At 67.4% G+C, this 19,667-nt stretch carries 16 protein-coding genes; 8 read left to right on the top strand and 8 right to left on the bottom strand.

All coding sequences use genetic code 11. The annotated features are described in order from the left end of the window. Positions 1-156: 156 nt before the first annotated feature. The 6 genes from OUA97_RS13150 to OUA97_RS13125 all read left to right on the top strand — a co-directional run bounded on the left by OUA97_RS13150 (position 157) and on the right by OUA97_RS13125 (position 5,421). Positions 157-2,766: a non-ribosomal peptide synthetase gene (locus tag OUA97_RS13150; protein WP_267232352.1), complete on the top strand. Its 2,610-nt coding sequence runs from the start codon at positions 157-159 to the stop codon at positions 2,764-2,766. A gap of 128 nt (positions 2,767-2,894) precedes the next feature. Then, positions 2,895-3,266: a hypothetical protein gene (locus OUA97_RS13145; RefSeq protein ID WP_267232351.1), complete on the top strand. Its 372-nt coding sequence runs from the start codon at positions 2,895-2,897 to the stop codon at positions 3,264-3,266. A 9-nt stretch (positions 3,267-3,275) separates the two neighbouring features. Continuing rightward, positions 3,276-3,449, top strand: coding sequence for a hypothetical protein (locus tag OUA97_RS13140; RefSeq protein ID WP_267232350.1), 174 nt, complete (start codon positions 3,276-3,278; stop codon positions 3,447-3,449). Positions 3,450-3,540: 91 nt separating this feature from the next. Then, on the top strand, positions 3,541-4,230 hold the full coding sequence (locus tag OUA97_RS13135) for a nitroreductase (protein ID WP_323690794.1): 690 nt from the start codon (positions 3,541-3,543) through the stop codon (positions 4,228-4,230). Positions 4,231-4,321: 91 nt separating this feature from the next. Then, positions 4,322-4,765: a c-type cytochrome gene (locus tag OUA97_RS13130; RefSeq protein WP_267232349.1), complete on the top strand. Its 444-nt coding sequence runs from the start codon at positions 4,322-4,324 to the stop codon at positions 4,763-4,765. Between the two features lie 53 nt (positions 4,766-4,818). Next, entirely contained in the window at positions 4,819-5,421 is a 603-nt protein-coding gene (locus OUA97_RS13125; protein ID WP_267232348.1) for a peptidylprolyl isomerase, read from the top strand. A 187-nt stretch (positions 5,422-5,608) separates the two neighbouring features. Here OUA97_RS13125 and OUA97_RS13120 read toward each other — a convergent pair whose 3' ends face one another. The 8 genes from OUA97_RS13120 to OUA97_RS13085 form a co-directional block, all read right to left on the bottom strand. Further along, on the bottom strand, positions 5,609-6,370 hold the full coding sequence (locus OUA97_RS13120) for a hypothetical protein (RefSeq protein WP_267232347.1): 762 nt from the start codon (positions 6,368-6,370) through the stop codon (positions 5,609-5,611). A gap of 198 nt (positions 6,371-6,568) precedes the next feature. Next, positions 6,569-10,237, bottom strand: a complete 3,669-nt coding sequence (locus OUA97_RS13115) for a hypothetical protein (RefSeq protein ID WP_267232346.1) — start codon at positions 10,235-10,237, stop codon at positions 6,569-6,571. Positions 10,238-10,402: 165 nt separating this feature from the next. Then, the gene (gene metH, locus OUA97_RS13110; RefSeq protein ID WP_267232345.1) at positions 10,403-13,063 is read right to left on the bottom strand and encodes a methionine synthase; all 2,661 of its coding nucleotides are present in this window, start codon (positions 13,061-13,063) and stop codon (positions 10,403-10,405) included. Between the two features lie 121 nt (positions 13,064-13,184). Beyond that, positions 13,185-14,249, bottom strand: coding sequence for a homocysteine S-methyltransferase family protein (locus OUA97_RS13105; RefSeq protein ID WP_267232344.1), 1,065 nt, complete (start codon positions 14,247-14,249; stop codon positions 13,185-13,187). Then, on the bottom strand, positions 14,246-15,106 hold the full coding sequence (gene bla / locus OUA97_RS13100) for a subclass B3 metallo-beta-lactamase (protein WP_267232343.1): 861 nt from the start codon (positions 15,104-15,106) through the stop codon (positions 14,246-14,248). Before bla ends, OUA97_RS13105 begins: the two co-directional genes overlap by 4 nt. Continuing rightward, entirely contained in the window at positions 15,103-16,035 is a 933-nt protein-coding gene (gene metF, locus OUA97_RS13095) for a methylenetetrahydrofolate reductase [NAD(P)H] (protein WP_267232342.1), read from the bottom strand. The genes bla and metF overlap by 4 nt, the downstream gene beginning before the upstream one ends. Next, positions 16,032-17,003, bottom strand: coding sequence for an ArsR/SmtB family transcription factor (locus OUA97_RS13090; protein WP_267232384.1), 972 nt, complete (start codon positions 17,001-17,003; stop codon positions 16,032-16,034). The genes metF and OUA97_RS13090 overlap by 4 nt, the downstream gene beginning before the upstream one ends. A 97-nt stretch (positions 17,004-17,100) precedes the next feature. Then, entirely contained in the window at positions 17,101-18,036 is a 936-nt protein-coding gene (locus OUA97_RS13085) for a 2-hydroxyacid dehydrogenase (RefSeq protein ID WP_267232341.1), read from the bottom strand. Between the two features lie 51 nt (positions 18,037-18,087). On the opposite strand from OUA97_RS13085, the gene OUA97_RS13080 reads away from it, so the two are divergent. Continuing rightward, complete coding sequence (locus OUA97_RS13080) at positions 18,088-18,597, top strand: hypothetical protein (RefSeq protein ID WP_267232340.1); 510 nt, start codon at positions 18,088-18,090, stop codon at positions 18,595-18,597. Beyond that, positions 18,594-19,628 carry an MFS transporter gene (locus OUA97_RS13075; protein ID WP_267232339.1) on the top strand — a complete coding sequence of 345 codons (1,035 nt, stop codon included), beginning with the start codon at positions 18,594-18,596 and terminating at the stop codon, positions 19,626-19,628. The genes OUA97_RS13080 and OUA97_RS13075 overlap by 4 nt, the downstream gene beginning before the upstream one ends. Positions 19,629-19,667 lie beyond the last annotated feature (39 nt).

Raw genomic sequence — 19,667 nt, 5'->3', positions numbered from 1 at the left:
ATAGCTTGATGGGCCGCAAGGACATCGACCCGACACGCCCAATTTGGCCCGATCCATCGAGCGTCTCGATGCCACCCCCCCCCTGAGCCTGACCGATGGACAGACGCCAGCCCCAATGTAGAGTTGCACGGCGGAGATCTACTTTTCGGGGTAGCAATGGCGCCGTTCTGGACGTTGGAGGTCACCGCCCCGGACAGGCCGGCCCTGGTCTCGGCCCAGGGCGGCGAGACCAGCTACCGGGCGCTCTCGCAGAACGCCGAGGCCTGGGCCGACCGCTTGCGGACGCTGGCCGGCGGCTTCGTCCCGCTGGTGCTGCTCGACTTCCCCACGACGGGCGAGGCCATCGGCGCCTATCTGGGCGCCCTGCGCGCCGGCTTTCCCGTGATGCTCCAGGAGCCCGGCTCCTGCCCGCCCGGCAGCCGCATCCAGCAGGTATGGACCCCCGACATTCACCTGAAGGCAGGCGCCGACGGACGGCTCGCCGCCGAGGCGCGGGCCGGCTGGCGGGACGGCGGCTGGCCGCCGCCGCATCCCGACCTGGCGCTTCTCCTGTCGACGTCTGGCAGCACGGGCGAGCCGAAGATGGTCCGCCTCTCGCGCGGCGCCATCGCCGCCAACGCCGCATCCATCGGCGAGTACCTCGGCCTGACGGACCAGGACCGGGCCGCGACCACCCTGCCGTTCTTCTATTCCTACGGACTGTCGGTCCTGAACTCGTACCTGTCGGTCGGGGCGACGCTGGCGCTGACCGACCGCTCGGTGTCCGACCCGGCGTTCTTCGCCGAGGCCCGGGCCGCCGGGGTCACCAGCCTGGCCCTGGTGCCGCACCAGTTCGACTTGCTGGCCGCCGCCGGCTTCTCCGGCGCCGAGCTGCCGCGCCTGCGCTATGTCACCCAGGCCGGCGGCCGGCTCGCCCCGGAGACGGCGCGGCGCTTTGCGGCGCTCGGTCGCGACGGCGGCTGGGACCTGGTGCTGATGTACGGGCAGACCGAGGCGGCGCCGCGCATCTCCTGGGTGCCGCCCTCGGCCCTGCCCGAGGCCGCCGACACCATCGGCCAGGCGATCCCGGGCGGGCGGATCTGGCTGGCCGACGAGTCCGGGGGCGAGATCCTCGGCCCCGGCCGGCCGGGCGAACTGGTCTATGAAGGCCCCAATGTGATGATGGGCTACGCCGTCGATCGCGCCGGGCTCGCCGCCCCGCCCGGGCCGGCTCAGCTGCGGACCGGCGACATCGCCGCGCGCACGGCCGCGGGCTACTACCGCATCGTCGGGCGCATGAAGCGCTTCGTGAAGCTGTTCGGCCTTCGGCTCAGCCTGGACCAGATCGAGCAGGCCTTGAGCGAGGCCGGCGTCCCGGCCCACGCCGTCGCCGCCGGCGACCGGCTGGTGCTGCTGGTGCGTCAGGCCGGCCAGGTCGAGGCGGCGCGGGCCGCGGCGGCCGGCCTCTACAACCTGCCGCCGGCCGAGATCGCCGCCGCGCCGCTGCCCGAGCCGCCGCTCCTGCCCTCGGGAAAGGTCGACCAGAAGGCGCTGGAAGAGATCGCCGCAACGGTGGCCGACTCGGCCATGGCCGCCCGTCGCCACGCCGCCCAGTCGAGCAGCCTGGCCGCGATCCTGCGCGAAGCCACCCGCAGCGCCACGGTCGGGCCAAGCGACAGCTTCACCGGGCTCGGCGGCGACTCGCTGAGCTACCTGACCATGCAGATGGCGCTCGAGGAACGCCTGGGCCGCGCCCCGCCGGGCTGGGAGAACATGCCGCTGTCGGCGCTCGAGGCCCTGGTTCCGGCCAGCGCGACCCGCCCGCCGCTGGCGCGGATCGACACCGACCTGCTGCTGCGGCTGGCGGCGATCTCGCTCGTCGTGGCCCAGCACGCCAGCGCCTATCCACTCCATGGCGGGACCTGGGCGTTGATCGCGGTCATGGGCTTCTCCATGGGCCGCTTCCAGCTGCGGCCCATCGCCGAGGGCGACGCCATCGGGTTCGCCAGGCGCATGCTCTACCCGATCGTGCCGATCTATTTCGCGCTGCTGGCGGCCTACGGCCTGGCGCGCGAGGCCCCGCCGCTCAGCTATTTCCTGCTGCTCGGCAACTACGAGCCGCTGATGTTCGGCTCGCTGCTCGGTCCGTTCTGGTTCGTCAGCCTCTACGCCCAGATCGTGGCGGCGATGGCGCTGGTCGCCGCCGTCCCCCGCCTGCGGCGGCAGGCCGCGACGCGGCCCTGGCGATCGGGGCTGGTGGTGTCCGGGCTGCTGGCGCTCGCGCTGGCGGGTCTGGCGCTCGTGGAGCACGGGCCGGGTCTGCCCTATGTCGGGCAGCGCGGCCTGCCGGAGGCGTTCAGCATCTTCGTGATCGGCTGGCTGATGCAGACCATGCGCGGCCCGCGGCAGGTCGCGGTCACCCTCGCCATGGCGGCCCTCACCCTCGCCCTGTTGGTCCAGATCGACATGAGCCTTCAGGTGCTCGGCGTCGCCGCCGCGGCGCTGGCCGTGCTGGCGCTGCGGCTGTCGATCCCGGCGCCGCGCGCCCTCGCGCGCCTGGCCGGCAGCCTCGGAACCGCGACGCTCTACGTCTACCTGCTGCATCCGGTCGTGATCCACGGCCTGAGGCCGCTTGGCCTCTCAGACCCGGCGAACATCGCCCTCGCCGTGCCCCTGAGTTTCGCCGTCGGCGTGGTCGCGCGCCGCGCCTTCGTCGCCGCCGACGGCCGGCTGCGCGAGCATCTCGGCAGGCTGCGCGCCTCCCGGGCCACGGGCGTGCGCTCGTAAGCGCACGTGGTCGCCCGGGGCGTCAGGCCCGCCGCGCCCCGCATTGCGGGTTTCGCCCGATCCACCTTGCGGCGACGCCGTCGTACAGCTGCCGCGCAGGAGCCCTCGCTCGAAGGAAGGACCTGCGCATGCGCCGCCGCTTGCCGCTCTTCGTCGCCGTCGCGCTGCTGGCGGCCTGGCCCGCCGCGGCCCAGCCGATCCTCACCCACCTCGCAGACGGCAACGACTGGAAGCGCTCCTCGATCGAGCAGCAACGGGCCTATCTCGCCGGCGTCTCCAACATGATCTCGGTCGGCGCCGCATGGGACGCCAAGAACCTGCCCGGCTCCGAACAGACGTTCTCGCGGACCGCCCAACGCGGCCTCAAGCACACCGATCTGGAAGAAGCCATCCGCGTGGTCGACGGCTGGTACCGCGCCAACCCGACCCAGTTGAACAAGCCCGTCCTTTCCGTGGTCTGGCGCGAGATCGCCAAACCGCAATTTCCTCCGGCCAAGTAGGACCCCGACATGAACAGGCTCGGCTCCATCGTCGCGGCGATCGCCCTCAGCGTGATGCTCGCCGCCTGCGCCACCGCCACCGGCGCCGCCGTCGGGGCGGGAATTGGCAGCCTGTCGGGCAACGCCGGCAAGGGCGCGGCCATCGGAGGCGCGGTCGGGGCCGTCGTCGACATCGTCGACTAGCGGCCCGCGCCGTCGGCTCGTCGCTCGACGCCCGCACACAGCCCCATTGGCTTTCGCAGCGGAATGCTGGCAGTTCTCTGCGCCTGCGCCAATGAACCTGGGCCCCATCATGCAGTTCGACGACGTCATCCTCGGCCGCCGCAGCATCCGCGGCTACAAGCCCGATCCGGTCCCGCGCGCGCTGATCGAGGAGATCATCGGCCTGGCCATGCGCGCGCCCTCGTCGATGAACACCCAGCCGTGGAACTTCTACGTCCTGACCGGCGAGCCGCTGGACAGGATCCGCGCCGGCAACACCGAGCGCAACCTGGCCGGCATCCCGCACTCGCGCGAGTTCCGCACCGGCGAGGCCTTCGCCGGCCCGCACCGCGACCGCCAGGTCGGGGTCGCCAAGCAGCTGTTCGCCGCCATGGGCATCGCCCGCGAGGACAAGGAGATGCGCCAGGACTGGGTGCTGCGCGGCTTCCGCCAGTTCGATGCCCCGGTCTGCGTCATCGTCACCTACGACCGGGTGCTGGCCGGCAGCGACGACACCCCGTTCGACTGCGGGGCGGTGACCACGGCCCTCGTCAACGCCGCGTGGTCGCGCGGCCTCGGCGCGGTGATCAACAGCCAGGGCATCATGCAGTCGCCGGTGGTGCGCGAGCACGCCGGCATCGCCGACGACCAGGTGATCATGAAGGCGGTCGCCCTCGGCTGGCCCGACGAGACCTTCCCGGCCAACGCCGTGGTCTCCGAACGCAGGTCGGTGGACGAGGCCACGGTGTTCGTCGGCTTCTAGGCCCGCCCGTCCAGGCGCCCGTCCGGGCGCCCGGCCCCCGCCGGACCCAGGGCGGTGGCCGCTTCGGCGGAAAATGCTCTAGACTGCGCCGATGTCCCGCGTACCCGCCTTACTCTGCGCCGGCCTGGTCGCCGCCCTGGGCCTCGGCGCCGCCGCCCTGCAGCAGATTCCCCGCCAGCCTGAGGCCGCCCGGCTCACCGCCTGGCCGCAGACCGCCGCCATGCCGGCCTTCGGCGACACCGGCGAGCTCGCCCCCTCGGAGATCGCCGACCTCACCGAATACGTCCTGGCCCTGGCCGGCGCCCCCCGCGACCAGGCCGCCATCATCCGCGCCGTGCCGCTCTACCAGGCCCATTGCGCCTCCTGCCACGGGCTCGGCGGCGAGGGCGCGGAGATCCTCGGCACCCCCGACCTGACCCGCGGCCAGTTCCGCTATGCGACCGACGCGGCCGGCGTGCAGATGCAGATCTGGCACGGGACCGACGGCCGCGGCCCGCTGCGTGAAGCCGCCGGCCGCGCCCGCCCCAAGGGCTGAACCGCGCCCCGATCCCTGCTAAGCCGAACGCCCCCGCCGCCGAGGAGCCCAAGATGGACGCCCCCACCCGACGCCGCCTGATCGCCGCCGGCGGCCTGGTCCTCGCCGCCCCGCAGAGCGTGCTGGCCGCCGCCAAGCCGCGCGTGGCCATCAAGACCCCGCGCGGCGTGATCGTCGTCGAGCTGGAGCCGCGCCGCGCCCCGCTCACCGTCGCCAACTTCCTGCGCTATGTGGACGCCAGGTCCTATGACGGCGGCAGCTTCTTCCGCGCCGCCCGCACGCCGGGCGTGGCCAAGGACGGCACCATCGTCGGCGCCCCGGACGCCAAGGTCCGCCCGTTCCCGCCGATCGCCCACGAGAGCACGACCAAGACCGGCCTGAAGCACCTCAACGGCACGATCTCGCTCGGCCGCTTCGCCACCGGCACGGCGACCAGCAACTTCTTCATCTGCGTCGGCGACCAGCCCTATCTCGACGCCAACCCGGCCGCCAAGGGCGACAACCTCGGCTACGCCGCCTTCGGCCGCGTGGTCCAGGGCATGCCGGTGGTCGAAAAGATCCTGTCGCTCCCCACCAACGGCGAGACCAAGTTCAAGGACCAGCGCGGCCAGTGGCTCAAGCCCCCGGTCCCGATCACCACCATGCGCCGCACGTAAAGAACCCGCTCATCCCCGCGAAGGCGGGGACCCAAGCCGAGCCCGCGGCCAGCTCAGCGAGCGCTCCGCGCCGCCTCCCCTCACCCTACCCTCTCCCCTCAAGCGGGGAGAGGAGACCAGGTCGCGCTCCGAACCGTCCCCTCTCCCCCGTGGGGAGAGGGCTAGGGTGAGGGGGCCGCGCAGCCCCCTACTCCAGCTCCCGCCAGCCGCCGCCCGGCCCCGGCACGAAGTTCACCAGCTCGATCCCGAACGGCTGCGGTCCGCCCTCCCCGTCGCGCTCGCCCTCCGCGGCAGGCCCCAGCATCCGCCGCACGCCGTATTTCTTCGGCTCGCTCAGCGCCAGCCGCCAGCGCAGCACCTGCACCCGCAGCCGGTCGCCGCGCACGCTGTCCTCGGTCGCCTCCATCGCCACCTCGTAGGCCAGGTCGAAATGCACGTCGGCGGCGATCTCCTTGGCGCGCACGTACATCTCGCGAAACCAGTCCTCGCGCCGCGCCCAGCCATAGATCGAGCCGGCGCAGGGCATGTCCGGATCGGCCGACAGCGCCAGCACCGTTTCGCCGCCGGCGATCCGCAGACAAATGTCCTCGGCGAGCTGCGGGGTCAGGATCGAGACGCTGCCCCCGCGCCGCCGCTTCGGCGAGGCCTGGGCCATCATCCGCCGCCAGAGCCTCCCCCTACCCGGCGCCAGGTCCGCCTCGCGGTCGGCCGCGATCTGCCGCCGCCGGCCCTCCAGCTTGGCGGCCTCGAACGCCGCCCCGAACTCAGGCTCGCGCAGCGCCCAGTCGCGAAACGTCCGCCGCGACGGCATCCCCGGCTCGCGCGCCAGCGCATGCTGGCTCTCGCCCGCCGCCACCCGCGCGCAGATCTCCCGTCCCAGCTCCGGCGTATAGCGCACGCACGCCGCCTTGCCGCCGGCGCCCCGCGCCGGCTCGACACCCTTGGGCATCACGCCCCCACGACAGCAAATGAGAAGGCTTCAGTTTAGCGCGGTAGGGGCGGAAAGGCAAGAACAAATCGCGAACAATATACCCCCATGAGCAGACTAAGGCTCCGGGCCCGAAAGCAGACTCCCGCGAGGGCATGACAGCAGCTCACCTCGGGACGATCTTCAGCAGGTCGCGCGGGTCTCGGTCGCCAACAGGCGTCATTTCCTGAACAGGTTGATACGTATGTCGTTGTCGAACAGCCCTCCCTGTTTCCAGGAAGAGATGAAACCGCGGGTCTTCAGCCATGCCACGAATTCGAGATTGACCTCATTGGTCTTGAGTGTCGGCGTCGTCCAGCCGGGCTTGATGTCGGAAAGTGGCTCGGGAAGTGACTGTAGTATCTCCCGCACCCTCCGATCGTCGAACTTCTCATGCAGCATATTGAACAGCGCGATCTGAGTGTTCAGCGGGTGGGAGTTCACAATGATCTCGCGCGCGGCGTCCGCTTCCAGGTTCTCCGCCAAAGCGCCCGTACGATGAATGATGTTGCCGACGATCGCTGCACGGGACGGCAAGCCATGCAAGGCACCTAGGTCCATCGCGCTAACTATCTTTAAGCGATCCTCATCGTCGATGTCCGCTTCCAGCAGCCTTTCGCGGAAGTCGTCGCCAAGATCGCATTCGCTCTCTTTGTCGAAGTACTCGCCCAGATGGTTCTTCACGAATGTGACGGCCAATGAGACATGATCACTGATCCAGGATAGATTATCAGGCGAGAAGTTGACGCGATCTTGCTCGACGAGGATCTTCAATTTGTCGACGCCGAGTTCCCTTGGGAAGGCATTGAATTTATTTGGAAGTGCTCGGACATATGCCGCATAGGCGTCATTGTTCAATGCGTCATTGTTGAAGATGAAATTGCGCAGCGGAGCCGCCGATGTTCCATCTGGAACCTTGGACCTCTCGAGAGCGGCGAAGGCGACCTCGGTATTCAGGAAGTCGGTCAGGACCTTCTCGTCGCAATTCTCGCTGTTTAGGAAGGACAGACAGTTCTCCCAAGTCGGCTCGATTCTCCCAATCTCGAAGAGGATCGAGTGAAGTCTTGCGGGACTCACGTCCAACGTCGGGAGCACCGCGGTCTGCCTCTTGAGAAAATCCACCAGGGTCTCAAGTTCTACGCCGTCGTGACCGATGATGCGCTGGATGGCAGCCACGCTTTCGTGGCGATTATCGGGCAGGCGAAGAAGAACCTCGTCCAGATACGCTTCAAAGTTTTCGTCGACCTTGGCCAGTAGTGGAGTGCTGCCGACTTCCAGCATCAGCGTGTGGTTCTGCTCGCGCGACCTGGTCCAGTCTTCGATGCCGAGCACGGCTCGGAATATGAAGTCCACGTTGTCGACGGAAAGCTCGTAGAGGCCTTTGTCGAACAGGACCCTGATGAAGCCTGGATGAGTCTCGATCGCGGACAGGTCGACGACCTCCGCGCCGAGCAGTTGCAATCGCTCTGGCGGGAAGTCGATGCCTAGGGCGAGGATCTCTGGCAACCTCTTGGACACGAATTCGGAAAGCGCCGGATGCCTTCGGTTGAGGTCCTCTAGCCGCGCGCTAGGCAAGTGGCTGATGACGCGCGCCACGTGCGTGAGATTGGCGGAACTCGCCATCGCCTCGCGCGTGAAGTTGGGCCATGTCCTCGCCAATTCGGTGATCAGCGTCGCGACTTCGGTGCCTCGCGTGTAGTAGACCGCGAGAAAGGGCTCGCACACTCCGAAATCGGCGGCGATGAAGGCTAGAAGCCTTTCCTTTTGCTCTGCGTAGGACGCCGGATCGGCAAGCAGACAGTCCACGATCTTGACGTTGAGGACGAAGTTCCGACTGAAATCCTCGCCGCGCATGGCAGCGATGACCTCCTTCGGGTTGTCTATCTGGAAGTCGGGATCGGGGTTTTTGAGAGCGCGTATCCGGATCAGGAAATTGTTGTCGCTCGGCGACAGGCGCCCCGAGTGGAACAGCGAAGTGTACTGATAATAGGTGTCATCCAAATATCCCTCCAGCACAAGGTAGCGCGCTAGATCAGCATCGCCCCCAAACAGCTCGAAGCATTCATCGAGACTTTCAGAATTCTCCCGGATTACCTCATTAAACTTCATCATCCTAAGATTACTTAACTTGACCCTGAGGTCACGAATACTCTTTGCCGTGGCCTCCCTGAATGCAGCGGACTTCTTTTCGACATCGCTCTTGCGTTGCTGAAAATTTCTCGCCGGATCAACCTTGGCCTGAAAATCAGCCATGGGAACATAGTTGTGGCCGCCGCCATTCACATGGCGCACGATGATTTGCTTCGCGTCCAAATATTCTTCAAAGCGTTCGGAATTGGGCAATGCCGACAACGCAATGAAATTGCTGCGATCCAGCGAGATTTCGCCGAATTGGATGGGAATCCTCTCAATAAGCGCCATCGCGTAGATCTTGCGAAGCTCGCTGAGATCGTTCGGCAGTTGCCTTTCGCCCAGATCGACGAGGGCCTCCAGGCGAGATATCTCGGCCGTGCATCGGGCTTCGCTGGCGGCGATGTAGTCATCGTGACTACGAAGGATTCGCGCGAGATTGCCCTTACCGCGATGCAGTTTCTCGAAGTCGCTGGGGAAAACATTCTTGTAAATCAAGATCGCGAGCAGCTTGTTCGCGTCCAGATCGACTTCACCCTCGGCCTCGAGGTTGGCGACATAGATGGCGTATTCGTTGAATATGTTCTGAATGAGCCTGAGATCGTTCAGGTAGCGCGATACTTCTCGCAGAAACTGTGGGTTCAACCGACTGTCGAGAGAAAGCCGCCTTCCCTGCTCCAACACCTTGTCGATCGAATTTGAGCTGTTGATAATTGGGATTACGGGAATAATAAATTCAAAGAATTTGGTTCGATCAGTATTCACGAACATGTCGTCGCGAAGCGCATAAAGGAAGCGTACCGTTCGCGTCACACCCGCGTTGGCATTTATCAAACTATTGATTTCACGAAGTGTAACAAAAATATCGGCATTGTCGAAACGGTCAATATCTTCGATTACTACTAGATCATACCTCGTGGATTGAAAGAAATATATTATCTCATCCAAGTGACGATTCAGGATCGACTCCTCGGTCATCGCTTTAGGTGCGATTTCTATATCCTTCAACGATATGCTCTTCAGGGAAATGCCGAAACTCGCGATGTAAATGTGATGAATTGTTAACCAAAAAAGCACGCAGGCGACGGCGAAAGTCGAGAGATTGAACCAATTGGTTGCGTCGAACGGGATAAAGTAGGTCCCCTTTTGTATCGCTGTTTGATTCTGTATTAGGTACCAGCAACACAGGACGCCGATGGCCATGGACAACGAGGCCAGCATGGACCAGCGGCTTGGCGACTGGATCCGCTTGAATCTGGACAGAGGAAGGCGGTTGGCATCAGCGCCGTAGAGCATTTGCTGTAGTATGCTCCGCTCGATCTCTTGCTTGCTTACCTTGCCGCTGGGCGACGCAACCTCAGGCAGGAAGGCCGCCAATGATATTTGTAGAACAGGGCGCTTATACGACTTTAGGAAAGACTTTATGATGCTGCTCTTGCCGGAGCCGTACGGCCCGGTCAGCGCAATATTCATCACGCGAGGATTGCGCGTCGCCTCGATCAAGGCGCTTGAATACACCCCTGATGCATCCGCCTTGTCGGTCGGCGCAAGATCCACAAAGCGTGTCGCCTCGCCTGGGTTCTCGGGAACTCGCGCAAGCCGGTCCGCGATCGCGTTTAGGACGCGCGCCAAAGTCTTTCGGAAATCGAGCAAGCTATCGAGGCCCTGGGTTCGTCGCACTGTGGAGACCGACGCGACGAGAGCGTGACGGCTCGGCAACGTCTCCCCATCCTGAACCGACGACGCTATAGCGGAGCTAATTCGCCGTCCAGTTGGCGGACGTTCCCAGCTTCTCCTAGGAGCCCAGTGCGCGCGCACTGGTTTAGGTTCCCTTGCGCCCGGAGAGCGGACCTCGTGGATGTCCGCCACGAGCCAAAGCGCCCCCTACGGCTCGTAATTCAGGATCGGCGCCAGCCAGCGCTCCGCCGTCTTCAGCTCCCACCCCTTCCGGCGCGCGTAGTCCTCGACCTGGTCCTTCTCGATCCGGCCGACGCCGAAATAGTGCGCCTCGGGGTGGGCGAAGTAGAGCCCCGACACCGACGCCGGCGGGTTCATGGCGAAGCTCTCGGTCAGCTCCATGCCGGTCGCGGCCTCGGCGTCCAGGATCTTGAACAGCGTCGCCTTTTCGGTGTGGTCGGGCTGGGCCGGGTAGCCGGGGGCCGGGCGGATCCCGCGGTACTGCTCGGCGACCAGGGCGCCCAAGTCGAACGGCTCGCCTTCGGCATAGCCCCAGAGCTCGGTGCGGACCTTGCGGTGCATGGCCTCGGCGAAGGCTTCGGCCAACCGGTCGGCGAGCGCGGTGGCGAGGATGGCCGAATAGTCGTCGCCGGCTTCCTTGAAGCGCTGGGCGACCTCGATCTCGCCGTGGCCGGCGGTGACGGCGAAGCCGCCGACCCAGTCGGGCTTGCCGCCGACGGGGGCGACGAAGTCGGCCAGGGCGACATTGGCCCTGCCGCCGTCCTCGCGGCTCTTGTCCTTGGGCATCTGCTGGCGAAGGCTGTGCAGCCGGGTCAGCTCGGCGCTGCGGGTCTCGTCGGTATAGAGCACGATGTCGTCGCCGTCGGCGGCGGCCGGCCAGAAGCCGACCACGCCGCGGGCTTCGAACCACTTCTCCTCGATGATCTTGGCGAGCATCTCCTGGGCGTCGCGATAGAGGTCGCGGGCGGCCGCGCCGACCACGTCGTCGTCGAGGATCTGCGGGAAGCGGCCGACCAGCTCCCAGGAGGCGAAGAACGGCGACCAGTCGATATGGCGGGCGAGGTCGGCGAGGTCGTAGGAAACGAAGCTGCGCGTGCCCAGGAAGCTCGGCTTGGGCGGGACGTAGGCCTCGAAGTCGGGCTTGAAGGCGTTGGCGCGGGCCTCGGCCAGGCTGGCGCGGGCGCGGCTGCCCTGCCCGCGCGCATAGCTCTCGCGGACCTTGGCGTAGTCGGCGCGCGTCTCGGCGGCGATGCGGTCCTTTTCGGTGGGCGAGAGCAGGCCGGCGACCACCCCGACCGCGCGGCTGGCGTCGAGCACATAGGTGGTGGAGCCGGCCTTGTAGGCGGGCTCGATCTTGACCGCGGTGTGGGTTTTTGAGGTGGTGGCGCCGCCGATCAGCAGCGGGATGGTGAAGCCGCGGCGCTCCATCTCGCCGGCGACATAGACCATCTCGTCGAGGCTGGGGGTGATCAGGCCCGAGAGGCCGACGATGTCGACCTTGTGCTCCAGGGCCGCGTCGAGGATGCGGTCCGCCGGGACCATGACGCCCAGGTCGATGACCTCGTAGTTGTTGCACTGCAGGACCACGCCGACGATGTTCTTGCCGATGTCGTGGACGTCGCCCTTGACCGTGGCCATCAGGATCTTGCCGGCGCTGGACTGCGGCTGGCCGTCCTTCTCGGCCTCCATGAACGGCATCAGGTAGGCGACGGCCTGCTTCATCACCCGCGCCGACTTGACCACCTGGGGCAGGAACATCTTGCCGGCGCCGAACAGGTCGCCGACCACGTTCATGCCGTCCATCAGCGGGCCTTCGATGACGTGCAGCGGGCGCTGCGCGGCCTGCCGGGCCTCCTCGGTGTCGGCGTCGATATAGTCGGTGATGCCGTGGACCAGGGCGTGGCTGAGGCGCGAGGCGACGCTGGCCTGGCGCCAGGCCAGGTCGACGACCTTGGCCTGCCCCTTCTCGCCCTTGTACTTGGGGGCCAGGTCGACCAGCCGCTCGGTGTTGGAGACGTTGGTGCGCTGGGGCCGGTTGAGGATCACGTCCTCGACGGCCTCGCGCAGCTCCGGGTCGATGTCGTCATAGACCGGCAGGTCGCCGGCGTTGACGATGCCCATGTCCATGCCCGCGGCGATGGCGTGGTAGAGGAACACCGAGTGGATCGCCCGGCGGACCGGCTCGTTGCCGCGGAACGAGAACGAGACGTTGGAGACGCCGCCCGAGACGCGGGCGTAGGGCAGGTTCTGCTTGATGGCCCGCGTGCCCTCGATGAAGTCGACGGCGTAGTTGTCGTGCTCCTCGATGCCGGTGGCGACGGCGAAGATGTTGGGGTCGAAGATGATGTCTTCGGGCGGGAAGCCGACCTGCTCGGTCAGGATGTCGTAGGCGCGCTTGCAGATCTCGTACTTGCGCTGGGCGGTGTCGGCCTGGCCGACCTCGTCGAAGGCCATGACCACCACGGCCGCGCCGTAGCGCAGGCAGGCGACGGCCTGCTCGATGAACTTGGCCTCGCCTTCCTTGAGCGAGATCGAGTTGACGATGCACTTGCCCTGGGCGCAGCGCAGGCCGGCCTCGATGACCTCCCACTTGGAGCTATCGACCATGATCGGCACGCGTGCAATGTCGGGCTCCGCCGCCAATAGGTTGAGGAAGGTCCGCATAGCCTGGACCGAGTCGAGCAGACCCTCATCCATATTGATATCAATGACTTGCGCGCCCGCCTCGACCTGCTGGCGCGCGACCGACAGCGCCGCGGCGTAGTCGCCCTCGACGATCAGCTTCTTGAACTTGGCCGAACCGGTGACGTTGGTCCGTTCGCCGACGTTGATGAAGGTGGGGCGCATCGCAATCAAACCGCTCATCCCCGCGAAGGCGGGGACCCAAGCTGAAGTAGAATTCGGCCGAAGCCAGTGGGTAGTCGAAGGCCGCTTGGCTCCCCGCCTTCGCGGAGACGAGCGGAAGAGATCAAACCAGCTCGAACGGCTCCAGGCCGGCCAGCCTCATCGCCTTGGGCCGCTCGGGCGGCTGGCGCGGGGTGACGCCGGCGACGGCTTCGGCGACGTGGCGAATGTGGTCGGGGGTGGTGCCGCAGCATCCGCCGAGGATGTTGACCAGCCCCTGCTCGGCCCACTCGTGCAGCTGGTGGCCGGTCTGGTGCGGCTGCTCGTCATACTCGCCCATGGCGTTGGGCAGCCCCGCGTTCGGATAGGCCGAGACCAGGGTGTCGGCGACCCGCGCCAGTTCGGCGATGTGCGGCCGCATCAGGTCCGCGCCCAGCGCGCAGTTCAGACCGATGGCGAACGGCTTGGCGTGCTTCACCGAATTCCAGAACGCCTCAACGGTCTGGCCCGAAAGCGTCCGGCCCGAGCGGTCGGTGATCGTACCCGAGATCCAGATCGGCAGCGGCTCATAGCCCTCGTCCTCGAGGTCCAGGATCGCCTTGATCGCGGCCTTGCAGTTGAGCGTGTCGGTGATTGTCTCGATCAGGTACATGTCCACGCCGCCGTCGTGCAGCGCGATCATCTGCTGGCGATAGCCCTGGTAGACCTCCTCGAAGGTCACGAGGCGCGCGCCCGGATCGTTCACGTCCGACGACATCGACAGCATCTTCGGCAGCGGGCCGACCGAGCCGGCCACGAAGCGCGGCTTGTGCGGCTCCTTGGCGGTCCAGGCGTCGGCGCGCTCGCGGGCGATCTTCGCGCCCTGGAAGTTGATGTCATAGACCGCCTCGCCGCAGTCGTACTCGGCCTGGCCGATGACCGTCGCGGAGAAGGTGTTGGTCTCGGAAATGTCGGCCCCGGCGGCGTAATACTGGTCGTGCAGGTCGCCGATGATGTCGGGCCGGGTGATGCACAAGAGGTCGTTGTTGCCCTTGAGCTCCAGGGCGTGATCGGCGAAGCGCTCGCCGCGATAGTCGGCCTCGGCCAGGCCGCGCTTCTGGATCATCACCCCCCACGAGCCGTCGAGGATGAGGATGCGCTCCTTGGCGATCTGCTTGAGCGCGGCGATACGGTCCTGACGTGCGGTCATCGGGCAGCCTCCTGCTGCTTGGCGAGATCTGCGCGGAACGCCGCTTCGGACGCCGCGACGGTGCGCTGCAGTTCGCCGGGGTCGACGAACGGGTTCGGCCCTGCGGCCGCCAGCTTGGCGCGCTTGGCGCCCAGGCCGAACTGCTCGGCGTGCGGGGCCAGGAAGACGTCGGCCTGCATGGTTTTCAGCTTGGCGAAGGTGGCCTCGTAGTCGGCGACAATGCCCGGGTACTGCGGGCCCTTGGTCTTCGACACCAGCCGGTTGGCCGCCACCGAGGTGGAGCAGTAGAGCAAGGCTTGGCGCTCGACGCCGTCGATCCTCACCGGGAAGGTCCAGGTGGTGCAGCCGCCCGAATGGCCCGGCGTCAGATGCGCGGTCAGCACGATGCTACCCAACCGGACCTGCTCGCCGTCTTTCAGCACATGATCGACCTTCACCGGGGCGAAGTCGAACGCCTTGACGTCTTCGGAGCCGACATAGGTCCCAGTCTCCAGCGCGTGGCGGTCGCCGGCCGCGGCGTAGAGCTTGGCGCCGGTGTCCTTCTTCAGCTCGGCCAGGCCGCCGGCATGATCGAAGTGGGCGTGGGTGTTCAGCAGCACCTTCACGTCGGCCGGCTTGAAGCCGAGCTTGACGATGTTGGCCTCGATCATCTTGGCGCTGGTCGGCATCGCCCCGTCGATCAGCACGTGGCCCGCGGGGGAGGTCAGCAGGTAGGCGCCGAGGCCCGCCGTGCCGACATAGTAGAGGTCATCGGCGATCCAGAACGGCTCGGAGGGCGCGGTCCAGTTGGCCGGGCTCTGCGCAAGCCCCGCCCCGCCCAGCAGGCTGACGCCCAGGCCTAGCGCGATCGCCCTCACGCCGCCGCCTCCGCCGGCTCGGTCGGCGCCTCGCGCACGCCCAGCACCCGGCAGATCGCATAGACTAGGTCGGCGCGGTTCAGCGTGTAGAAGTGGAAGTCGGAATAGCCTTCCTCGGCCAGTCGCACGCACATTTCCGAGGCCACCGAGGCGGCGATCAGCTTGCGGGTCTCCGGGTCCCTGTCGAGGCCTTCGAACAGGTTGCCCAGCCACGCCGGCAGCGGGATGCCGACCGGCCCGGCCATCTTCTTCAGGCCCTTGTAGTTCGAGACCGGCATGATCCCCGGCGACACTGGAATGTCGACGCCCGCTTTGCGCAGCTTGTCCATGAAGAACAGGTAGGCGTCGATATCGTAGAAGAACTGAGTGATCGCGCGCGTCGCGCCCGCGTCGATCTTGGCCTTCAGCACGTCGATGTCGTGGTCGATCGACGGGCTCTCCGGGTGGATCTGCGGATAGAGGCTGACGCTGACCTCGAACGGAGCCACCGCCTTGATGCCGGCGGTCAGCTCGGTGGCGTTCAGGTAGCCGTCGGCACGGGGCACGTAGACCCCGCCGATGTTGCCCGGCGGGTCGCCGCGCAGGGCGACGATGTGGCGGATGCCGGCGTCCCAATAGGCCTGCACGACCTCATCGACCTCGGCGCGCGAGGCTTCAACACAGGTCAGGTGAGCGGCAGGTTTAAGGGTCGTCTCCTTCAGCATCCTGACGACCGTGCGGTGCGTGCGGTCGCGGGTGGAGCCGCCGGCGCCGTAGGTCACCGAAACGAAGGACGGGTTCAGCGGCTCGAGCCGGCGGATCGCCTCCCACAGGCTCACTTCAGCCTCGGGCGTTTTGGGGGGCGAAAACTCGAACGACACGGACGGGCGACGCGCATTTCCAGCGGCGGCGCGGGCGACGGGTCCGAGCGCGGTTTCATGAGGGCTCATGCGGCGCTCCTTTGCGGCAAGCGGGCGCGCTCAGCGACCCAGATTTTCACGGTGAGCCCCTCGGCCCGGGCGGGCGGCAGCGCGGTCACACGGACGTCAGAGAGCCCCGCGTCCTCCAGCCAGCGGGCCATTTCCGGCTCTGCGAACCCGAGACGCCGATGCTGGTGCTGCTCGCGCAGGAACTCGAGGTGGTGAGGGGCGAAATCGATGATCAGCAGTCGGCCGCCCTCGGCGACCAGACGCGCGGCCTCGCGCACGGCGGAGGCGGGATCGGCCAAGTAGTGCAGCACCTGATGGACGACGACCAGATCGGCGCTCTGGCCGGGCAGCCGGGTGCCGAAGATGTCGCCATGACGCAGCTCGAAGCCTTCCAGCCCCGCCTCAGCGACATGGTTGCGCGCAATGTTGAGCATCTGCTGGGAGAGATCGAGCCCGATCGCCGCCTCGGCGTGCGGCCCGAGCAAGGTGAGCATCCGGCCTGTGCCTGAACCGAGATCGACCAGGCGCTTGAACGGGCCGGGTCCGACCGCGTCGATAATCGCCGCCTCGACAGCGCTTTCGGAAACGTAGAGCGAGCGGATCTCGTCCCAACGCGCAGCATTGCGCGCGAAGTATTCACCCGCTTCGGCTGAGCGTTCGCCACGCACGGCCTGGAGCCGCTCGGCGTCACGAACCACGACCTCGTCGGTCGGGTCGATGAGGCCCAGCGCCTGGTCGGCCAGGTGACGTGCATCCCCAGAGGTGACCAGTCGGTAGAAAACCCAGGCGCCATCGGGAAACCGCTCGACGAGGCCCGCCTCGGCCAGGAGCTTCAGGTGACGCGAGACCCGCGGCTGGCTCTGGTCCAACACTCGGCAAAGCTCCAGGACCGCCAATTCCTCGGTCGACAGCAGCGCAAGAATCCGCAAGCGCGTCGGCTCGCCCGCCGCGCGCAAGATTTCCACCGCCTGACTCGTGGAGAGCGTCATGGGCACATAAAGATATCTTTATGTCTTTATGTCAAGCCGAGGACGATGCGCAAACCCGCTTGAGGAGCCGCTTATAGCATGCGCTGGCGGAGCGCGGTTAGACCGCGCTCATCACCGGCTCTCCGGCAGCGAAGCGACGAACATTTTCGAGCGCTTGTCCGACCATACGCGGAATGGAATCCACCGTCCCGCCAGCACTGTGGGGCGTCAGCACGGTGTTCGGGACATCTGCCCAGCGCGCGGCGGGCGTCGGCTCGGCCTCGAACACATCCAGCGCCGCACGGCCCAGCCGCCCCTCCTTCAGCGCCGCGATCAGGGCGTCCTCGTCGACGATCGAGCCACGGGCGACATTGACCAGCATGCCGCGCCCGCCGAGCGCGTCGAGAACCTCGCGGTTCACGGCCTTGCGGTTGGACTCGTCAGCGCGGCAGGCGACGACCAGGATGTCGCTCGCCTGCGCCAGCGCCACGAGGCTATCGGCCCGAGGCCACGCGGCCTCCGGCTTCTCGCGCGGGCCCCACCACAGGATCTCCATGCCCATGGCCGCGCCGCGAACGGCCACCGCCTCACCGATCGCGCCAAGCCCCATGACCCCAAGCTTGCGCCCGCGCAGGCCGGGTCGATTGCCGACCCGAGGGTCGTCGCGCCAGCCGCCGGCCCGCACCACCGCGTCGCCGGCCACGATGTTGCGCCAACCGGCGATCAGCAGGCCGATCGCATGATCGGCCACGTCGTCGGCGTTGAGCCCCTTGGCGTGGGTCACCTCGATCCCGCGGGCGCGGCACCACGGGACATCGACGCCGTCATAGCCGACGCTGACATTGGCGATGAGACCAAGTTGCGGCAGGCTTTCCAGAAAGTCGTGGCTCAGCGGAATCTCACCGGCATGCACGATCGCCCGCACCCGTTCGGCCTGCCCGGGGGCCAGCTCCCAGCGCCGGGCCACCTCGTAGCCAGCCGCCTCCAGCGCCTGTTGCACGGGCGACAGCATCTGGTGCGAAATCAGGACTAGCGGCTTGGCGGCGTCGGTCATGGGGTTCTCCGGAAACTTGACGTCCTATAGCCAGGGTCCAAGGAGGCCGTCATGCGCCGCGTGGTGATCCTTGGCAATTCCGGCAGCGGCAAGTCGCGGCTGGCCCGCGCGCTCGGTGCCCGGCTCGGGCTCCCCGTCGTCCACCTCGACCCGCTCTATTACGGCCCTGACTGGGCGCATGGCGACGCCGAGGTCTTCCGCCGGCGCGTTCGCGACGCGCTGGCCGGCGAGGCCTGGATCGTCGATGGGGCGTTCCTGGCGCTGGTCGGCGACCTCACCCTGCCCCGCGCCGAACTCGTCGTCTGGCTGCAGCAGCCCCGCTGGCTGGCCTTGTCACGCGCGCTCGGCCGCTGCCTGGACCCGCGCGCCGGCGGACGCGCCGATCTGCCCGCCGGCTGTCGCGACACGCCCAGCCGCGAGATGCTGGCCGACATCTGGACCTATGAGGCCCACGCCCGGCCGGACATGGAGCGCCGCCTGGCTGACCTGGCTCCCGGCGTCCCGCTCCGCAGGCTCCAGGGCGATCGGGCGATTTCGGCCTTCGTGACGGAGATCGCGTGACCAGCGACTTCCGCAGGCTCTGGGCGGCGCAGGCGGTTTCAGCCTTCGGGGCCCGCATCACCCGCGAGGGCCTGCCGATCATGGCGGTGATCGCTCTGGGCGCGCAGGCCGCCACCCTGGGCCTGCTGGCCGCCGCGGCCAGCGGCGCGGCTCTGGTCGCCGCGCTCGCCGCCGGGCCGTTCGTCGACCGCGCCCGCCGGCGGCCGGTGCTGATCTGGATGGACCTGATACGCGCCGGGCTGCTCGCCTCCATTCCGATCGCCGCTCTGATGGGCCGCCTCGATCTACCGCAGGTCTTCATCGTCGCCGCCCTGATCGCCGGCGCCAGCGCGATCTTCGAGATGGCCAGCCACGCCTACCTGCCGACCCTGGTCGGCCGGGAGCGTCTGCTCGAGCGCAACGCCCAGCTCGCCTCGACCGATGCCACGGCCGAGGTCGGCGGCCCGGCTCTCGCCGGCCTGCTGTTCCAGTGGCTGAGCGCACCGCTCGCCGTCGCCGCCAACGCCGCGACCTACGCTGTTTCGGCGGCCTTCCTGGCCGTGATCGGCACGCCGGAGGAGCACCCCCGCCCAGCGCCCGCCGAATATTGGCCGAAGGAACTGACATCAGGGTTCCGCACGGCCTGGTCCGAGCGCCATGTGCGCCCGCTCCTGGCCATGGAGTCGGCCCAGGGCCTGTTCGGCGGGGTGTTCAGCGCCCTTTACGTCCTGTTCGCCGTGCGCACGCTCGGCCTTTCCCCTTCGATGCTGGGCCTGGCGATCGCGGCGGGCGGCGCGGGCGCGTTGGTCGGCGCAGGTCTTGCGCCGCTGCTCGCACGCCGCCTGGGGCACGGGCCGGCGATCCTGGCCGCCATGACCGGCGCGGGGCTGGCGGTGCTGATCACGCCGTTCGCGCCGGCGTCGTCCACCACCGGCCTGGCGATGCTGGTGCTGTCCCAATTCGTCGGCGACGCCCTGGCCGTCGCTGGCGGCGTGCTCGCCGCCAGCCTGCGCCAGACGCTGGTTCCGCAGGCCGCGCTCTGTCTCTTATAAACAAAACCGAGCCCACGAGACTAGCCTCATGATCTGGGT

This window comes from Phenylobacterium sp. 58.2.17 (assembly GCF_026411515.1).
Classification (GTDB): domain Bacteria; phylum Pseudomonadota; class Alphaproteobacteria; order Caulobacterales; family Caulobacteraceae; genus Phenylobacterium.
The sequence above is the reverse complement of the archived record's forward strand: the minus strand, read 5'-3'. Positions and strand labels throughout refer to the sequence as shown.